The 13,690-nt window shown below is 68.0% G+C and carries 14 protein-coding genes and 1 pseudogene; 4 read left to right on the forward strand and 11 right to left on the reverse strand.

Translation table 11 applies throughout. The features are described from left to right. Positions 1 to 11: 11 nt before the first annotated feature. The 11 genes from IDM45_RS01605 to IDM45_RS01655 form a co-directional block, all read right to left on the reverse strand. Positions 12 to 803: a hypothetical protein gene (locus IDM45_RS01605; protein ID WP_209421352.1), complete on the reverse strand. Its 792-nt coding sequence runs from the start codon at positions 801 to 803 to the stop codon at positions 12 to 14. A gap of 45 nt (positions 804 to 848) precedes the next feature. Continuing rightward, entirely contained in the window at positions 849 to 1,880 is a 1,032-nt protein-coding gene (locus tag IDM45_RS01610; protein WP_325168935.1) for an NAD(P)/FAD-dependent oxidoreductase, read from the reverse strand. A 111-nt stretch (positions 1,881 to 1,991) separates the two neighbouring features. Then, the gene (gene fdxA, locus IDM45_RS01615) at positions 1,992 to 2,318 is read right to left on the reverse strand and encodes a ferredoxin FdxA (protein ID WP_209421353.1); all 327 of its coding nucleotides are present in this window, start codon (positions 2,316 to 2,318) and stop codon (positions 1,992 to 1,994) included. Between the two features lie 132 nt (positions 2,319 to 2,450). Next, entirely contained in the window at positions 2,451 to 3,770 is a 1,320-nt protein-coding gene (locus IDM45_RS01620; protein ID WP_209423956.1) for a sulfate adenylyltransferase subunit 1, read from the reverse strand. 187 nt (positions 3,771 to 3,957) lie between these two features. Further along, positions 3,958 to 4,890, reverse strand: coding sequence for a sulfate adenylyltransferase subunit CysD (cysD, locus tag IDM45_RS01625; protein ID WP_209421354.1), 933 nt, complete (start codon positions 4,888 to 4,890; stop codon positions 3,958 to 3,960). 150 nt (positions 4,891 to 5,040) lie between these two features. Continuing rightward, on the reverse strand, positions 5,041 to 5,688 hold the full coding sequence (locus IDM45_RS01630; protein ID WP_209421355.1) for a phosphoadenosine phosphosulfate reductase domain-containing protein: 648 nt from the start codon (positions 5,686 to 5,688) through the stop codon (positions 5,041 to 5,043). Beyond that, on the reverse strand, positions 5,685 to 6,080 hold the full coding sequence (locus tag IDM45_RS01635; RefSeq protein ID WP_209421356.1) for a DUF934 domain-containing protein: 396 nt from the start codon (positions 6,078 to 6,080) through the stop codon (positions 5,685 to 5,687). The genes IDM45_RS01630 and IDM45_RS01635 overlap by 4 nt, the downstream gene beginning before the upstream one ends. A gap of 89 nt (positions 6,081 to 6,169) precedes the next feature. After that, entirely contained in the window at positions 6,170 to 7,960 is a 1,791-nt protein-coding gene (locus IDM45_RS01640) for a nitrite/sulfite reductase (protein ID WP_209421357.1), read from the reverse strand. A gap of 240 nt (positions 7,961 to 8,200) precedes the next feature. Then, complete coding sequence (gene mnmD, locus IDM45_RS01645; protein ID WP_209421358.1) at positions 8,201 to 10,354, reverse strand: tRNA (5-methylaminomethyl-2-thiouridine)(34)-methyltransferase MnmD; 2,154 nt, start codon at positions 10,352 to 10,354, stop codon at positions 8,201 to 8,203. 6 nt (positions 10,355 to 10,360) lie between these two features. Then, a complete protein-coding gene (locus IDM45_RS01650) occupies positions 10,361 to 11,026 on the reverse strand; it encodes a trimeric intracellular cation channel family protein (protein WP_209421359.1) in 666 nt (221 codons plus the stop codon). Between the two features lie 107 nt (positions 11,027 to 11,133). Next, complete coding sequence (locus IDM45_RS01655) at positions 11,134 to 11,406, reverse strand: oxidative damage protection protein (RefSeq protein ID WP_209421360.1); 273 nt, start codon at positions 11,404 to 11,406, stop codon at positions 11,134 to 11,136. A 127-nt stretch (positions 11,407 to 11,533) separates the two neighbouring features. On the opposite strand from IDM45_RS01655, the gene IDM45_RS01660 reads away from it, so the two are divergent. From IDM45_RS01660 to IDM45_RS18200, 4 genes and pseudogenes are all read left to right on the forward strand, one after another. Continuing rightward, a complete protein-coding gene (locus tag IDM45_RS01660) occupies positions 11,534 to 12,568 on the forward strand; it encodes a sulfate ABC transporter substrate-binding protein (protein WP_232653602.1) in 1,035 nt (344 codons plus the stop codon). A 42-nt stretch (positions 12,569 to 12,610) separates the two neighbouring features. Then, a complete protein-coding gene (locus tag IDM45_RS17885) occupies positions 12,611 to 12,733 on the forward strand; it encodes a hypothetical protein (RefSeq protein ID WP_267912099.1) in 123 nt (40 codons plus the stop codon). Positions 12,734 to 12,864: 131 nt separating this feature from the next. Continuing rightward, positions 12,865 to 13,107 (forward strand): transposase, encoded by a 243-nt coding sequence (locus IDM45_RS18195; protein WP_411828408.1) that lies wholly within the window; start codon positions 12,865 to 12,867, stop codon positions 13,105 to 13,107. 42 nt (positions 13,108 to 13,149) lie between these two features. Beyond that, positions 13,150 to 13,662 (forward strand): annotated as a pseudogene (locus IDM45_RS18200) (IS5 family transposase); the annotation flags it as partial. Positions 13,663 to 13,690 lie beyond the last annotated feature (28 nt).

Consider the following 13,690-nt stretch of genomic DNA (forward strand, 5'->3'; position numbering starts at 1 on the left):
AATATCCGTCTTCAGGCCGAGCGCAGCAGGGAATTTTGCGATGTCTCCTGATGAAGCTCACGCAGTTTTTCCCGCAGCGAACTGAGGCCACCGGTGGCGTAAATCCAACTGCCATTGGCGGCTCGCACACTCTCGACCGAGGCGTGCCTGATGAAATCGGTCATGAAAATGACCGGATTGTTGGATTTGGACAGGGATCTCAACTGTTTGCTGTTGCCGGCGTCGGCAGAAACAAAGGACAGCTTGATGTGCTTGAACTCGTTCTTGATCAAATGGGCCTGCCCCGGTAGGAGGCCGACAATGGTGGCGGAGACGTTCTTGCCGCTTTTCTGTGGCGTGCGTTTTCTGTCCCTTTTCAGCTCAATCGGAGCATCGTCCGAGTATTTTTCGCTTTCCTCGGCTACAGGAGGAAATTCCACACTCTGCTCGGGTTTGGCTGCAGCAGGCGGCTGCGATTGCGGTTTTGCAGCCACTGGCACCGAGATTGGTGCCGGTGCCGGTGTTGGGGCTGCTGTGGTGGCAGGCTGTGCTGGTGCCGCTGGCTGAAGCGGCTGCACCAGGGGCTGCGCCAGCAAATTGATCGGAATCTGGATGGGCTGTATGTGGCCGATGGCAGCCGCGATTTTCTGGTGGATATCCCTGGTGGCATCGGCAATGATGCTGTTGACCCGGGATTCGATTTCCTGGCGCAGCGGCTGCTCCAGCGCCGCAACAATCGAGGCGGCTACTGACTGGGCAATGCCCTGAAAAGCGGTCTGCAGAATGGCGGATTCAGTGGTTTCCGGGGTGGGGCGGTCGGTCATGGAGGTGATGCAGAATTTGCGGCCCAATTGCCGGCAGGCATTCTGTCACGCAGCCGGGCGCGCTCCGGAAATGCCCAGCAAGCCCTGCAGCCGCTCACTGCTGGTCGTGTACTCCAGCGGCAATTTGCGCCCGGCCAGCCATTCGGCTGCGCCGAAGGCGGCCAGCGTGGCTTCGTGAAAACCGCTCAGGATCAGCTTGCGCTTGCCGGGATAGGTGATGGCGTCGCCCACGGCGTGGATGCCTGGCACGCTGGTGGCAAACGTGGCCGTGTCCACCACCAGCTGCTTGCGCTCGAGTTGCAGGCCCCAGCTGGCGATCGGCCCCAGGCGCGGCACCAGGCCCAGGCGCACCAGCAGCACATCCACCGGCAGGCGCAGGGCGGCGCCTTCGGGCGTGGTGAGTTCCAGGGCGCTCAGGCGGCCTGCGTCCTCCACGATGCCGCCCGCCATGCCGACCACCACCTCGATGCGCCCGGCGGCGCGCAGCGCCTGCAGCTCATCGAGCACCGCCGGCGCGGCGTCGAACACGTCGCGCCGGTGCTGCAGCGTGATGCGCGCCGGGCGCAGCGCCTCGGGCGCGCTGGCCAGCGCAATGGCCTGCTGCACGGCGGGCGTGTCGCCGCCATGCACCACGGCCTGCTGGCCGGCCAGGCTGGTCGTGCCGTCCCAGCGGTAGAGCACCTGGCTGCCCTCGTGCGCCGGCAGGCCCGGCAGCTTCAGCGTGCGCGGCATGAAGGCGCCCACGCCGCTGGCGATGAACACGGCGCGCGCCTGCAGCTGCGTGCCTTGCGCCGTGCCCACGAGAAAACCGCCCTCCGGCAGCACCTGCAGCGCATCCACCTGCTGGCCCAGGTGGAACGTCGTGGCAAAGGGCTCGATCTGCGCGCGCAGGCGCTGCACCAGCTCGTCGCCGGTGCAGACCTGGATACCGGGGATGTCGTAGATGGGCTTGTCGCCGTACAGCTCGGCGCACTGGCCGCCGATATGCGGCAGGGCGTCGATGACCTGTACCCGCAAGCCCTGCAGGCCGAGCTGAAAGACCTGGAATAGGCCCACCGGGCCGGCGCCGATGACCACGGCGTCGGTGCTCTGTGCAGCGGGGGGCGGGAGAGGGGGGCGGCGGTCACGCGAGGAGGGCAGGAGGGATCAGCGGAGGATGCAATCAGGCCGGCAGTGCAGCCCGGCCCATCACCACTTTTCCAGGTACTTCAGCTTGTCTTCCTTGCCGTTCCACTCGTCGGCATCGGGCAGGGCGCCCTTTCGCTTGGTGATGCTCTTGAACTTGGGCGTCAGGTCGGCGTTGATCTTGATGTAGGGCAGCTGGTCGGCGGGCAGGTCTTCCTCGGCAAAGATGGCGTTGGCCGGGCACTCGGGGATGCACACGGCGCAGTCGATGCACTCGTCCGGGTCGATCACGAGGAAGTTGGGGCCTTCGCGGAAGCAGTCCACAGGGCACACATCCACGCAATCGGTGTATTTGCACTTGATGCAGTTGTCGGTGACGACGTGAGTCATGTCTCGTCTCGCAGAGTTTTGGATATTCGGGATTGCCCGTAATTTTAGGCCGCGACCACCTGCCGGGCAGGCGCGAGGCCTTACCCGGAGGCTGGTTGTCTTGATGCTCGTCAAGCAAGGGGCTGGCTGGCCTCAGCGCACCAGCACCGCCCCTGCCGTGCGGTGGCTGGCCGTGTCCACCAGGATCAGCGAGCCGGGCACGCGCGCGCGGGCGAAGGCGCTGGCCGGGATGGGCTCCTGCAGCAGCAGCTCGACCAGGCCGATGGCGTTGGCTTCGAGCTGCTCGGCGCTTTCCTGGGCCAGGGTGTGGATGTTCAGCCGATGCACCACGCGGCGCACGCGCGCCTTGACCCAGCGGTGGCCGTGCAGCGCCCAGTACACGCGCCCGGGGGCCAGCGGCTCGTCGTCCAGCCAGGCGATGGTGGCCTGCAATTCGCGCTGGCCGGGCCAGGGGCTGTTGGTGGCAGGGGCGGGGCTGTCCCAGTCGTCGGCTGCGTCTGCCTGCGGTGCGAGTGCAGCAGCGACGAGCCAGTCGCCGCGCGAGACATCGACCTCGCGGTCGAGCACGATGCCGGCGCTGGCGCCCGTGGCGGCCCGGACGGCATCGACCGGGCGGCGCGCGTGATCGAGCACCTGGGCCACCTGCGCCCGCTGGCCGCTGGGAAAGACCTGCACCTGCGCGCCCGGCGCTACGCTGCCGGCGGCCACGCGGCCCCAGAAGACGCGCCGGCCACGCTGCGTATCCGCCGAGGCGGCGGCGGTTTTCTCCACCCACTGCACCGGCAGGGCCAGCGGCAACTGCGCGTCCGCCGGCGTGCAGGGCAATTGCTCCAGCAACTGCAGCAGGCTGGGGCCGTCGTGGCCGCACCAGCCGGGCCGGGGCTCGGCCACGTTCCAGCCCTTGAGGGCGGAGATCGGCACCACGGCGGCCACGGCAATACCGGCGTCCTGGGTGAATTGCAGCAGCGCGGCGCGGATGTGCTTGAAGGCCAGGACCGGGTCGGCCACGGCGTCCAGCTTGTTCACGGCAAAGACCAGCGAGGGCACGCGCAGCAACTGCGCCAGCAGGGCATGGCGGCGCGTCTGGGCCAGCAGTGCCGGCTGGCTTTGCTGCCAGTCCAGCTTGGTGGCGTCCACCAGCACGATGGCGCAGTCGGCCTGCGAGGCGGCGGTGACCATGTTGCGCGTGTACTGCTCGTGGCCCGGCGCGTCGCCGATGATGAACTTGCGCGCCGGTGTGGCGAAGTAGCGCCAGGCCACATCGATGGTGATGCCCTGCTCGCGCTCGGCGGCCAAGCCGTCGGTGAGCTGGGCCAGGTCTGCCTCGCCGGTGCGCGACACGCCGGCGAGTTGGTCGGCCAGCACGGCGCGGCTGTCCACCAGCAGGCGACCGATCAGCGTGCTCTTGCCGTCATCGACGCTGCCGCAGGTGATGAAGCGCAGGGCGGGCAGGGCGTCAGACGTTGCGCTTGAACCAGCCCCCTCACCCCCGCCCTCTCCCCCAGGGGGAGAGGGAGCAAGGGCGGGTGTTGCAGCTTTGGTTGTTGAAGGTCAAAAACGCCCTCAGCCCTTGTCAAATCAGCGTTGGAAGCTATGGATTCAGTAGTGCCGTGGCTTGCGGAAGTCGTTGCGGTGCTCATCAGAAATACCCATCCTTCTTGCGCTTTTCCATGGAGGCGTCGCTGGTCTTGTCGTCCATGCGCGTGGCGCCGCGCTCGCTGACCTCGCAGCTGAGCGTCTCCAGCACCACCTCGGCGGCGCTGGCGGCGGGGCTGTCCACCGGGCAGGTGCAGGTGATGTCGCCCAGGGTGCGAAAGCGCACGGCGCGCGTCTGCACCTGTTCGCCCTCGCGCGCGGGGGTGAGCGGCGTGACGGGCACCAGCAGGCCCCGGCGCTCGACCACCGCGCGCGGGTGGCTGTAGTACAGGCTGGGCAGGGCGATGGCCTCGCGCTCGATGTACTGCCACACGTCCAGCTCCGTCCAGTTGCTGATCGGGAAGACGCGAAAGTGCTCGCCCGGCGCGATGCGCGTGTTGAACAGCTGCCACAGTTCGGGCCGCTGGGCCTTGGGCTGCCATTGGCCGAAGCCGTCGCGGTGCGAAAAGATGCGCTCCTTGGCGCGCGCCTTTTCCTCGTCGCGGCGCGCGCCGCCGATCAGCGCGTCGAAGCGGTGCTCCTCGATGGCTTCGAGCAGCGTGACCGACTGGTGCGCATTGCGCGGCTCGTCGGGCCGGGCCAGGCGCACGCTGCCGCGCGCCATGGAGTCCTCGACGCTGCGCACGATCAGCTCGGCGCCCAGCTCCTGGGCGCGCTGGTCGCGAAACTGCGTGACCTCGGGGAAGTTGTGCCCGGTGTCGATCATCAATAGCGGAAACGGCAGTTGCCCCCGGCCAAAGGCTTTCTCGGCGCAGTGCAGCATGACCAGCGAATCCTTGCCGCCGGAAAACAGCAGCGCCGGGCGCTCGAAGGAGGCAGCGACTTCGCGCAGCAGGAAGATGGTTTCTTCCTCCAGCGCGTCCAGGTGGTGGTTGCCGAGCTGGCTGAGCAACTGTGGATCGACACGGGCATTCATGGGGTGGTTTCCAGTCAAATCAGGCTGTAGGGCATATGGTGCAAGCGTGGACAGCTATCGTTTTTGAATGTTGTGCGCTGTGCGCTGAGCGAAATACGGGCCGTGCTTCACGCTCGACGCAGGGCGCTTGGCTGATCGCTCAACCTCTGCTCAATGCGCCAGGTGCAGGCCGCATTCGCGCTGCGCCTCGCCCTTGGTCGGGTCGGCGTAGTCGAAGTTGTTGGGCAGGCCGTGCGCCGTGCAGTAGGCGTGCAGGTCGCGGGCTGTCCAGTGCAGCAGCGGCGCGACCTTGAGCAGGCCGTCGGGGTTGCGGCTCACCGGCTCCATCTGCGCGCGCACGGCGCTGTCGCTGGCGCGCAGCGCGGTGAACCAGACGCCGGGCGCTGTCTCGCGCAGGGCGCGGGCAAAGGGTTCGAGCTTGACTTCCTCGGTGAAGGCGGCATGGCGCGGGTCATCGAGCGCCGGCACCGGGCCGTCCAGCGCCTCGCGGTGCGCGCGCGAGCGCAGCGGCAGGTAGGTGTGCAGATTCAGCCCCAGCAGGCGCGTCACCTCGTCGGCGTGGCGGTAGGTGGCCTCGGTGTTGTAGCCGTTGTCCATCCAGATCACGGGCACGTCCTGCGCTACCCGCGTGACCAGGTGCAGGAGCACGACCTCGAAGGGGCGGAAGTTGGTGGTGACTATGGCCGGCTGACCCAAGGCCAGCGCCCAGCGCACCAGCTCCGGGGCGTCGCGGCCCAGCTCGGCATTGATGCGCGCCAGATCCAGGCCGGCGGGACGGTCGAGAACGGGCGCGTTCATGCCGCCTCCCGGGCAAACAGCGGGCGCGGCTCCAGCACGTCGCCCTGGTAGAAGGCGGCGTAGCGCTCGAACTGGCGCTGTGCGGCGCTGGCGTCCACGCCCGGGGCCAGCACGGCGCTGGTGAAGCCGCTCCTGTGCATGTGCACGAGCTGGTCGATCAGCACGTCGCCCGTGGCGCGGATGTCGCCCGCGAACTGGTAGCGCCGGCGCAGCAGCAGCGCCTGGGTATAGGCGCGGCCATCGGTGAATTTGGGGAACTGCAGCTCGATGCGCTCGATGCCGGCCAGGGCGCCGTCTGCAGCCAGCGCGGCCAGGTCGGCGTCGTTGGCGATTTGCAGGATGTTTTCGGCGATTTCTGTTGCTGGGCCAGCGGTGTTAGCTATTATTTTCATAGTTGTAGGCAAGTCTGGAAGGTTTTCATCCCCTCCCCCAGAGGGGGAGGGGGCAAGTCCGACCCTCCCGGAGGGGAGGGGCAAGGCGCTCAATCCGCCAGCGCCTTCTCCTCCACTTTCGGGTGGCGCGCGCCGTTGGCGGCGGCCTTGAAGGGTTCGTGGCCGATGCGGCGCAGGGCGTCGATGAAGGTCTCGCCGGGCTTGCGCAGCTCGCGAAAGACCTCCAGCACAGCCTCGATCACGTCCGGCAGTTCGGCAGCGTTGAAGGCCGGCCCGACCACCTTGCCGCCAATCGCTGGGCCGGACAGCTGCGAGCCGTCCGAGCCGCCCAGCGTGACCTGGTACCACTCGCGGCCGTCCTTGTCCACGCCCAGGACGCCGATGTGCCCGCTGTGGTGGTGGCCGCAGCTGTTGATGCAGCCGCTCATGTGCAGGTCGATGGGGCCGAGGTCGAACAGCTCGTCCAAGTCCTGGTAGCGCTCGGTGATGGCGTTGGCGATGTGCAGCGAGCGTGCATTGGCCAGCGAGCAGAAATCCCCGCCCGGGCAGGCGATCAGGTCGGTCAGCAAGCCGATGTTGGGCTGCGCCAGGCCCAGCTTGCGCGCTGCCTCGTACAGCGCCGGCAGGTCGCTTTGGTGTACCCAGGGCAGCAGCAGGTTTTGCTCGTGCGTCAGGCGCGCCTCGGCGGCGGAGAAGGTCTCCGCCAGTTGCGCCAGCGCCTCCAGCGTGCCGGCATCGGCGTCGCCGGGCGCAAAGCCGGGACGCTTGAAGGACAGGTTCACGGCGGCCAGGCCCGGCAGGCGGTGGCCGCGCACGTTGTTTTGTAGCCAGCGCTGGTAGAGCTGGCCGTTCGGATCGATGCGCGAGGGCAGGTTGGCCGGACGCAACTCAGGCACGGCGAAGTGGCTGGACACGCGGTCGAACTCGGCCTGGGTGATGGTGTGCGGCGCGCCGTCGCGCTGGGTGATGGCGGCGAATTCCTGCTCCACCGCGTCGATGAAGGCCTGGCCCTCGGCCTTGACCAGGATTTTGATGCGCGCCTTCCATTTGTTGTCGCGCCGGCCATAGCTGTTGTAGGTGCGCACGATGGCCTCGATGTAGTTGAGCAACTGCGGCCAGGGCAGGAACTCGCGCACCACGGTGCCGATGATGGGCGTGCGCCCCATGCCGCCGCCCACGCGCACGGTGAAACCCACGGCGCCGTCATCACCGCGCACGGCCTGCAGGCCGATGTCGTACCAGCCAATCGCCGCGCGGTCTTCCAGCGCGCCGTTGAAGGCGATCTTGAACTTGCGCGGCAGGTAGCTGAACTCGGGGTGCAGCGAACTCCACTGGCGCGCAATTTCGGCAAACGCCCGCGTGTCCACGATGCCGTCCTCGGCAATGCCCTCGTAGGCGTCGCAGGTGATGTTGCGGATGTCGTTGCCGCTGGTCTGGATGCCGTGCATGTTGACGCTGGCCAGCAAGTCCATGACGTCGGCGGCGCGGGCCAGCGGAATCCAGTTGAACTGCACGTTGGTGCGCGTGGTGAAGTGGCCGTAGCCGTATTTGAGCGGTGCGGCCGGCAGGGTCTGGCCGGGCTGGGCGGCCTCCAGCGCGTCTTGCGTGGCCTGGGCGCGGGCCAGCAGTTCGGGGTCGGGACGGTCGTACTCGCGGGCGATGTGCGCCAGCATCCGCAACTGCGTGCTGCTGATCTCGCCATAGGGCACGGCGATGCGCGCCATGGGGGCGTAGCGCTGGATGTACCAGCCGTTTTGCAGGCGCAGGGGCAAGAGCTGCTCGTCGGTCAGCTCGCCGCGCTGCCAGCGCTCCAACTGGTCGCGGAACTGCTGGGCGCGTAGCTGCACGAACTGGCGGTCGAAGGCGGTGTATTGGTACATGGAGCTGGGCAATTCGTCTCTGAATGGGGATCGCGCCATGCCGGGCCGGCCCGGGCAGCGACGCGCAACGGGCGCACTGTAGGGGTCGGCCTCTTAAAACCAAACGAATATTTAATGCTTCATATATGCCGGGTTTGGCATATATGGAAGCAGTGGGAGCGGATGCCAGCGGGCTTGCCGTGCCTGCGCTGCACCAGTGTTGCGCCAGTGCAGCACGGCAGAGGCCCTGCCGGGGCTGGATCAGGCGCGGCCCAGCCGCTCGCTGGACAGGACGCGCGCCAGCCGCGCGTCCAGCGGCAGGGGTTCGCCGTGCAGGCGCGCGGCCAGCAGCTCGCCGCACAGCAGCGCCAGGGTCAGGCCACGTGCGCCCATGGCCGTGGACAGCCACAGGCCGGGTCGGGCGGCGGCATCGACCGGGCCGACCAGGGGCAGGCGATCGGGTGCGGCGCAGCGTACGGCGGCCCAGGTGTGGGTGCTGGGAGGCGGGGCCGCAGTGCTGCTGCTGGCCATCGCCCCCTCACCCCAGCCCTCTCCCCCACGGGGGAGAGGGGGCAAGAGTGCAGCGCCGGGCGGGGTTGCCGCTCCCTCTCCCGCGCGCGGGAGAGGGTTGGGCTGAGGGCGCAAATGCTCCGCCAGGCTGTGCCCCAGCGCCGGCAGCAGTTGCATCAGCCGCGCGGCGTTCTCGGCCCGTCCGGCGGCGATGTCCTCGGGGCTGGGCGGCAGTTCGCTGCAGTCGCGCTCGAAGGTCGAGCCCAGCACCCAGCCGGGCGCGCCAGCCGGGCCGATGGGCGCGCAGGGCACCAGGTTGCCGTGGCCGTTGACCGGCTGCGGTGGCCACGGTGCAGGCAGCGGTATCTCAGCGTGCAAGCCCCAGGCGATCTGCCCGCGCAGGGCCTGCAGCGGCACAGGGGCATCAGCGACCGCACCACTGGCCGGGCCGGCGCAGACCACGGCCAGCTCGGCCTCGGCCAGCAGCTTGCCCTGTGCGTCGAGGGCGCGCCACAGGCCGCTGTCGCCACGCTCCAGCCGGGCAACGTCGGCATTGCCTTGCCAGGTAATGCCCGGCTGCTCCAGCAGGCGCTGCACCAGGCGCGGCGGGCGCACCCAGCCGCCGCGTGCGTGCCAGCAGGCGCTGGCGTCCCCGGACAGATGGCTGGCGCGCAGCTCGGCGGCGCTGGCCGGGCGGCTCCAGTCCAGGCCGGGGCTGTGCTCCTGGGCAGATGCGGCGGTTGATGCAGGGCTGTATTCCGGGGTAGGCGCAGCAGCTGATGCGAGTTTGTGCTCCGGGTTGAGTGCAGAAAGATGCCGCGTGCCACGCCCGGCGCTGCTCCCCCAGGCCAGGCGGATGGGCGCATCCACGCCGTGCTCCAGCACGCCGCCGTCGTCCCAGTCGCGGCCACGCGCATCGGGCAGCAGCGTGGCCAGGGTCTGCAGCGTCAGCCGCACGCCGGCGCGCGACAGGCGCGACAGGAGGCTGTCGTCGGGCGAGACGTGCGAGGCAAACAGCCCCGCCGGCAGGCCCGAGGCACCGGCTGCCGGGGCGGGCGCGGCATCCAGCACGACAACCTGCCAGCCGCGCCGCGCCAGGCTGGCTGCCACGGCGGCGCCGGCCAGGCCGCCGCCCACTACCAGGCAGCGCGCCGGAGCAGCCGCCGCAGCAAGGGCCACGTCCGGCAGCGCCGGCGTGCCGGCGCGCGGCTCCCAGCGCGGATCGAAGCACGCCTGCAGCCGGTGGCGTTTGGGCGCCAGGCCGGGCAGCTTGTCCACGACGAAGCCGCACTGCGCCAGCCCCTCGCGCACGCTGCGCGCCACGCTCCAGGTGGCCAGCCGGGCGCCGCGCCGGCAGCAGCGCGCCACGGCCTTGAGCAGGTGCGCACTCCACATGTCCGGGTTGCGCGCCGGGTCGAAGCCGTCCAGATAGACCGCATCGGCCACCGGTTGCTGCTGGCGCAGCATGGCCTGGGCGTCGCCCACGTACAGCGTCAGCAGCACCCGCCCGCCCTCGAAGGCCAGGCGGTGTACGCCCGGCAGCAGGCCCCAGAACTGCGCGTGCAGCTGCTGTGCCAACTCATGCAGCTCGGGCGTGTGCGGCGCAGCGCGCAGCAGATCATCAGCGGCCACCGGCCAGGCCTCGCAGGAGATGAAGTGCAGCAACTGCGGGCGCGCCGGGTCGGCCCGCCAAGTGGCCCAGGTGACCAGGAAGTTCAGCCCCATGCCAAAGCCCGTCTCCAGGATGCGCCACTGGCGCTGCTGCGCCCAAGCCTGCGGCAGGCCGCAGCCGGCGACAAACACCTGCTGCGCCTGTGCCACGCCGTCGCCCGCGCCCCGGTAGCGGTCGCCAAAGCGCGGACTCAGCGGCGTGCCGTCAGGCAGCCAGTCGATGGCCTCGGGCATGGGTTTTCAGTCCCAGCGTTCCTGGTAGGAAAACACCGGCAGCCGCCAGTGCCAGCGGATGGCCGCCAGGCGCAGCGCCAGGCCGGCGCTGAAGCACACGGCAATGCTCCAGTCCTGCCCGACCTCGGCGGCGCGCAGCGCCAGGAACATCAGGCACACGGCCAGCGAGACACTGGCGTACAGCTCGCGGCGAAACACCACCGGCACCTGGTTGCACAGCACGTCGCGCACGATGCCGCCGCTGATGCCGGTGATCATGCCGCTCATCACCACCACCACCGTGGGGTAGCCCAGCTCCAGCGCCACGCTGCAGCCGATCAGCGAAAACGCGATCAGGCCCAGCGCATCCAGCCACAGAAAGACCAGCTTGAGGTGGATCATGAAGCGCGCCACCAGCGTGGTCAGCAGGCCGGCGCCCAGCACCAGATAGACATACTCGGGGTGCTGCGTCCAGCCCAGCGGGTAGTGGCCCAGCACCATGTCGCGGATGGTGCCCCCGCCCAGGGCGGTGACGAAGGCGATGACCGAGACGCCGAAGATGTCCATGTTGCGCCGCCCGGCGGCAAGCGCCCCCGACATGGCCTCCGCCGTGATGGCTACCAGGTAGATGACCAGGATGAAGCTGATCTGCGAGGCCTGGAACGACTCCAGCAGGGAAACGGAAGGCAGCACGGTGGGCCTTGGGCGAGGGGAGGGCGAAAAAAAGAGCGCTGCAGCGCTCGGGGCGGGGATTTCCTGCGCTGGGCGTTGGGCGCAAAACGCCCAACGCCCAGCGTACCTCAGGCGCTGGGCGGCACGTAGCCGGCGGCCGCGTCGGCGCCGCTGCCGAAGAAGTGCGCCTCCATCTGCCGCGCCAGGTACTGGCGGGCGCGCGCATCGGCCAGGTTCAGGCGGTTCTCGTTGACCAGCATGGTCTGGTGCTTGAGCCAGTCGCCCCAGGCCTGCTTGCTGACGTTGTCGAAAATGCGCTTGCCCAGCTCGCCGGGGTAGGGCGCAAAGGCCAGGCCCTCGGCTTCCTGGCCAAGCTTGATGCAGTGGACGGTACGTGTCATGGGGAATCTTCCTTTGGGGGTGTGTTTCAGTTGTTTTGTAATAAAGAACTGAAATCTTATTGGTTCCAAGATATGCGGGGTGGCTTCCAGAATGCGCTGCATCCCACCAACAGCCTGGAACACACCCGTGAAAAATCGCCGCCACTTTATCAATTTTCCTCTGACCGCTGTCCTTGCCGCCACGCTCGGCGCGGTCATTGCGCTGCCGGCGCAGGCCCAGCCGGCGCAGTTCCTGAACGTGTCCTACGACCCCACACGCGAGCTGTACGCCGAATACAACCAGGCGTTCGCCCGCCACTGGAAGGCCAAGACCGGGCAGGAAGTGCAGTTCAGGCAGTCGCACGGCGGCTCGGGCAAGCAGGCGCGCTCGATCATCGACGGCATCGACGCCGACGTGGCCACGCTGGCGCTGGGCGGCGACGTGGACGCGCTGGCCCGCCACGGCCTGCTGGCCGCCGACTGGCAAAAGCGCCTGCCGCACAACTCGGCGCCCTACACCTCGACCATCGTGTTCCTGGTCAGGAAGGGCAACCCCAAGGGCCTGAAGGACTGGGACGACCTGGCTCGGCCCGGGGTGCAGGTCATCACCCCCAACCCCAAGACCAGCGGCGGCGCGCGCTGGAACTACCTGGCGGCGTGGGAGTTCGCCAGGCGCAAGTACAGCGGCCAAAACGGTGGTGATAGCCAGGCCAAGGACTTCGTGGCCAAGCTCTACAAGAACGTGCCCGTGCTCGACACCGGCGCGCGTGGCTCCACCATCACCTTCGTACAGCGCGGCGTGGGCGACGTGCTGCTGGCCTGGGAGAACGAGGCCTTCCTGGCACGGAAGGAGTTCGGCAAGGACAAGTTCGAGATCGTCGTGCCCTCGCTGTCCATCCTGGCCGAGCCCACGGTGGCCGTGGTGGACAAGGTGGTGGACAAGAAGGGCACGCGCGCCCTGGCCGAGGAATACCTCAAGCACCTGTATTCCGACGAGGGCCAGGAGATCGCCGGCAAGAACTACTACCGCCCCACGAGCGAGAAGGCCCGCGCCAAGTTCGATGCGCAGTTCCCCAAGCTCACGCTGGTGACCGTCGACCAGGCCTTCGGCGGCTGGGCCAAGGCGAACAAGGAGCACTTCGCCGACGGCGCCAGCTTCGACCAGATCTACGCCGGGCGCTAGAAATTTCAGGCAAAGAATGCTTCCAGCGCCTGCAGTGCTTGCGTGGCCTTCGATGCCGAGCGCGACCGGCACCCGCGCGCCATCGGTGTGGGCCACCTGCTCCAGGTTTACCTCACGCGCCTGGGCCTGCGCTGCGGCGCGTGCCGGGCAGTACGCATGAACTAAGCGTGTGTTCGTGCGTTGGCTGTGCAGGCGGCACTCCCCCCGATGGAACGCCGGACAAGGAATGCATTGCTTGACATCCTCCCCTCCCTAAGAACGTGTTTACGATCTTCCCCTGATCCGACAATAGGTGGGTGAAGAGAAAGAAATACGCCAGCGACATCAGCCCCGAGCAGTTTGCCGAGATCGAGCCGCTGCTGCGCAGCGTGCGCAAGGCGACCAAGCCGACGACAGTGGACTTGTACGAGGTGTTGTGCGCGGTGCTGTATCTACTGCGCACCGGCTGCCAGTGGAGGTTCCTGCCCCCGAGTTTTCCAAATGGACGACGGTCTATGCCTACTGGCGCAAGTGGAGCGAGCCCGACCAGCACGGAGTGAGCGTGCTGCAGCGGGCACTTAAAAAATCAGGTTGGCGCGGCCCGCGAGAAACTGGGGCGCAACGCCTGCAGCACGTTCTTGATCGTGGACGCGCAGAGCGTGAAGAACGCTGATACGGCGGGCTTCAAAGGCTATGACGCAGGCAAGAAGGTCTCGGGCATCAAGCGCCATATTGCGGTGGATACGTTGGGACTGCCGCATGCGGTGGCTGTCACCACAGCGGACGTCACAGACCGCAAGGGTGCATTGCAGGCATTCAAGCGCTGCAAGAGCAGGCTGAGCAAAGTGGCAAATGTGCTGACCGACAGCGGCTACACGGGCGAGCCCTTTGCGCAGGGGGTGCGAGAGATTGTGGGCGAGCACGTCACAGTGCAGGTTGCCAAGAGGAGCGAATTGCACACCTTCAAGCTCATGCCCCAGCGCTGGGTGGTCGAGCGCAGCTTCGCGTGGTTGGAGAAGAACAGGAGGTTGTGGAAGAACTGCGAGCGCTGGCTCAACACCAGCTTGCAGTTCGTCCATCTCGCTTTCCTGGTGCTTCTACTACGGAGATCGTAAACACGCTCTTACGACGCATCGGATAAGA

It is taken from the genome of Melaminivora jejuensis (assembly GCF_017811175.1).
Lineage (GTDB): Bacteria > Pseudomonadota > Gammaproteobacteria > Burkholderiales > Burkholderiaceae_C > Melaminivora > Melaminivora jejuensis.

What these genes read in the sequence shown, in the direction of transcription:
- IDM45_RS01605 (WP_209421352.1), bottom strand. Translation starts at nt 803, where the DNA reads ATGACCGACCGCCCCACCCCGGAAACCACTGAATCCGCCATTCTGCAG.
- fdxA (WP_209421353.1), bottom strand. Translation starts at nt 2,318, where the DNA reads ATGACTCACGTCGTCACCGACAACTGCATCAAGTGCAAATACACCGAT.
- cysD (WP_209421354.1), bottom strand. Translation starts at nt 4,890, where the DNA reads ATGAATGCCCGTGTCGATCCACAGTTGCTCAGCCAGCTCGGCAACCAC.
- IDM45_RS01630 (WP_209421355.1), bottom strand. Translation starts at nt 5,688, where the DNA reads ATGAACGCGCCCGTTCTCGACCGTCCCGCCGGCCTGGATCTGGCGCGC.
- IDM45_RS01635 (WP_209421356.1), bottom strand. Translation starts at nt 6,080, where the DNA reads ATGAAAATAATAGCTAACACCGCTGGCCCAGCAACAGAAATCGCCGAA.
- IDM45_RS01640 (WP_209421357.1), bottom strand. Translation starts at nt 7,960, where the DNA reads ATGTACCAATACACCGCCTTCGACCGCCAGTTCGTGCAGCTACGCGCC.
- mnmD (WP_209421358.1), bottom strand. Translation starts at nt 10,354, where the DNA reads ATGCCCGAGGCCATCGACTGGCTGCCTGACGGCACGCCGCTGAGTCCG.
- IDM45_RS01655 (WP_209421360.1), bottom strand. Translation starts at nt 11,406, where the DNA reads ATGACACGTACCGTCCACTGCATCAAGCTTGGCCAGGAAGCCGAGGGC.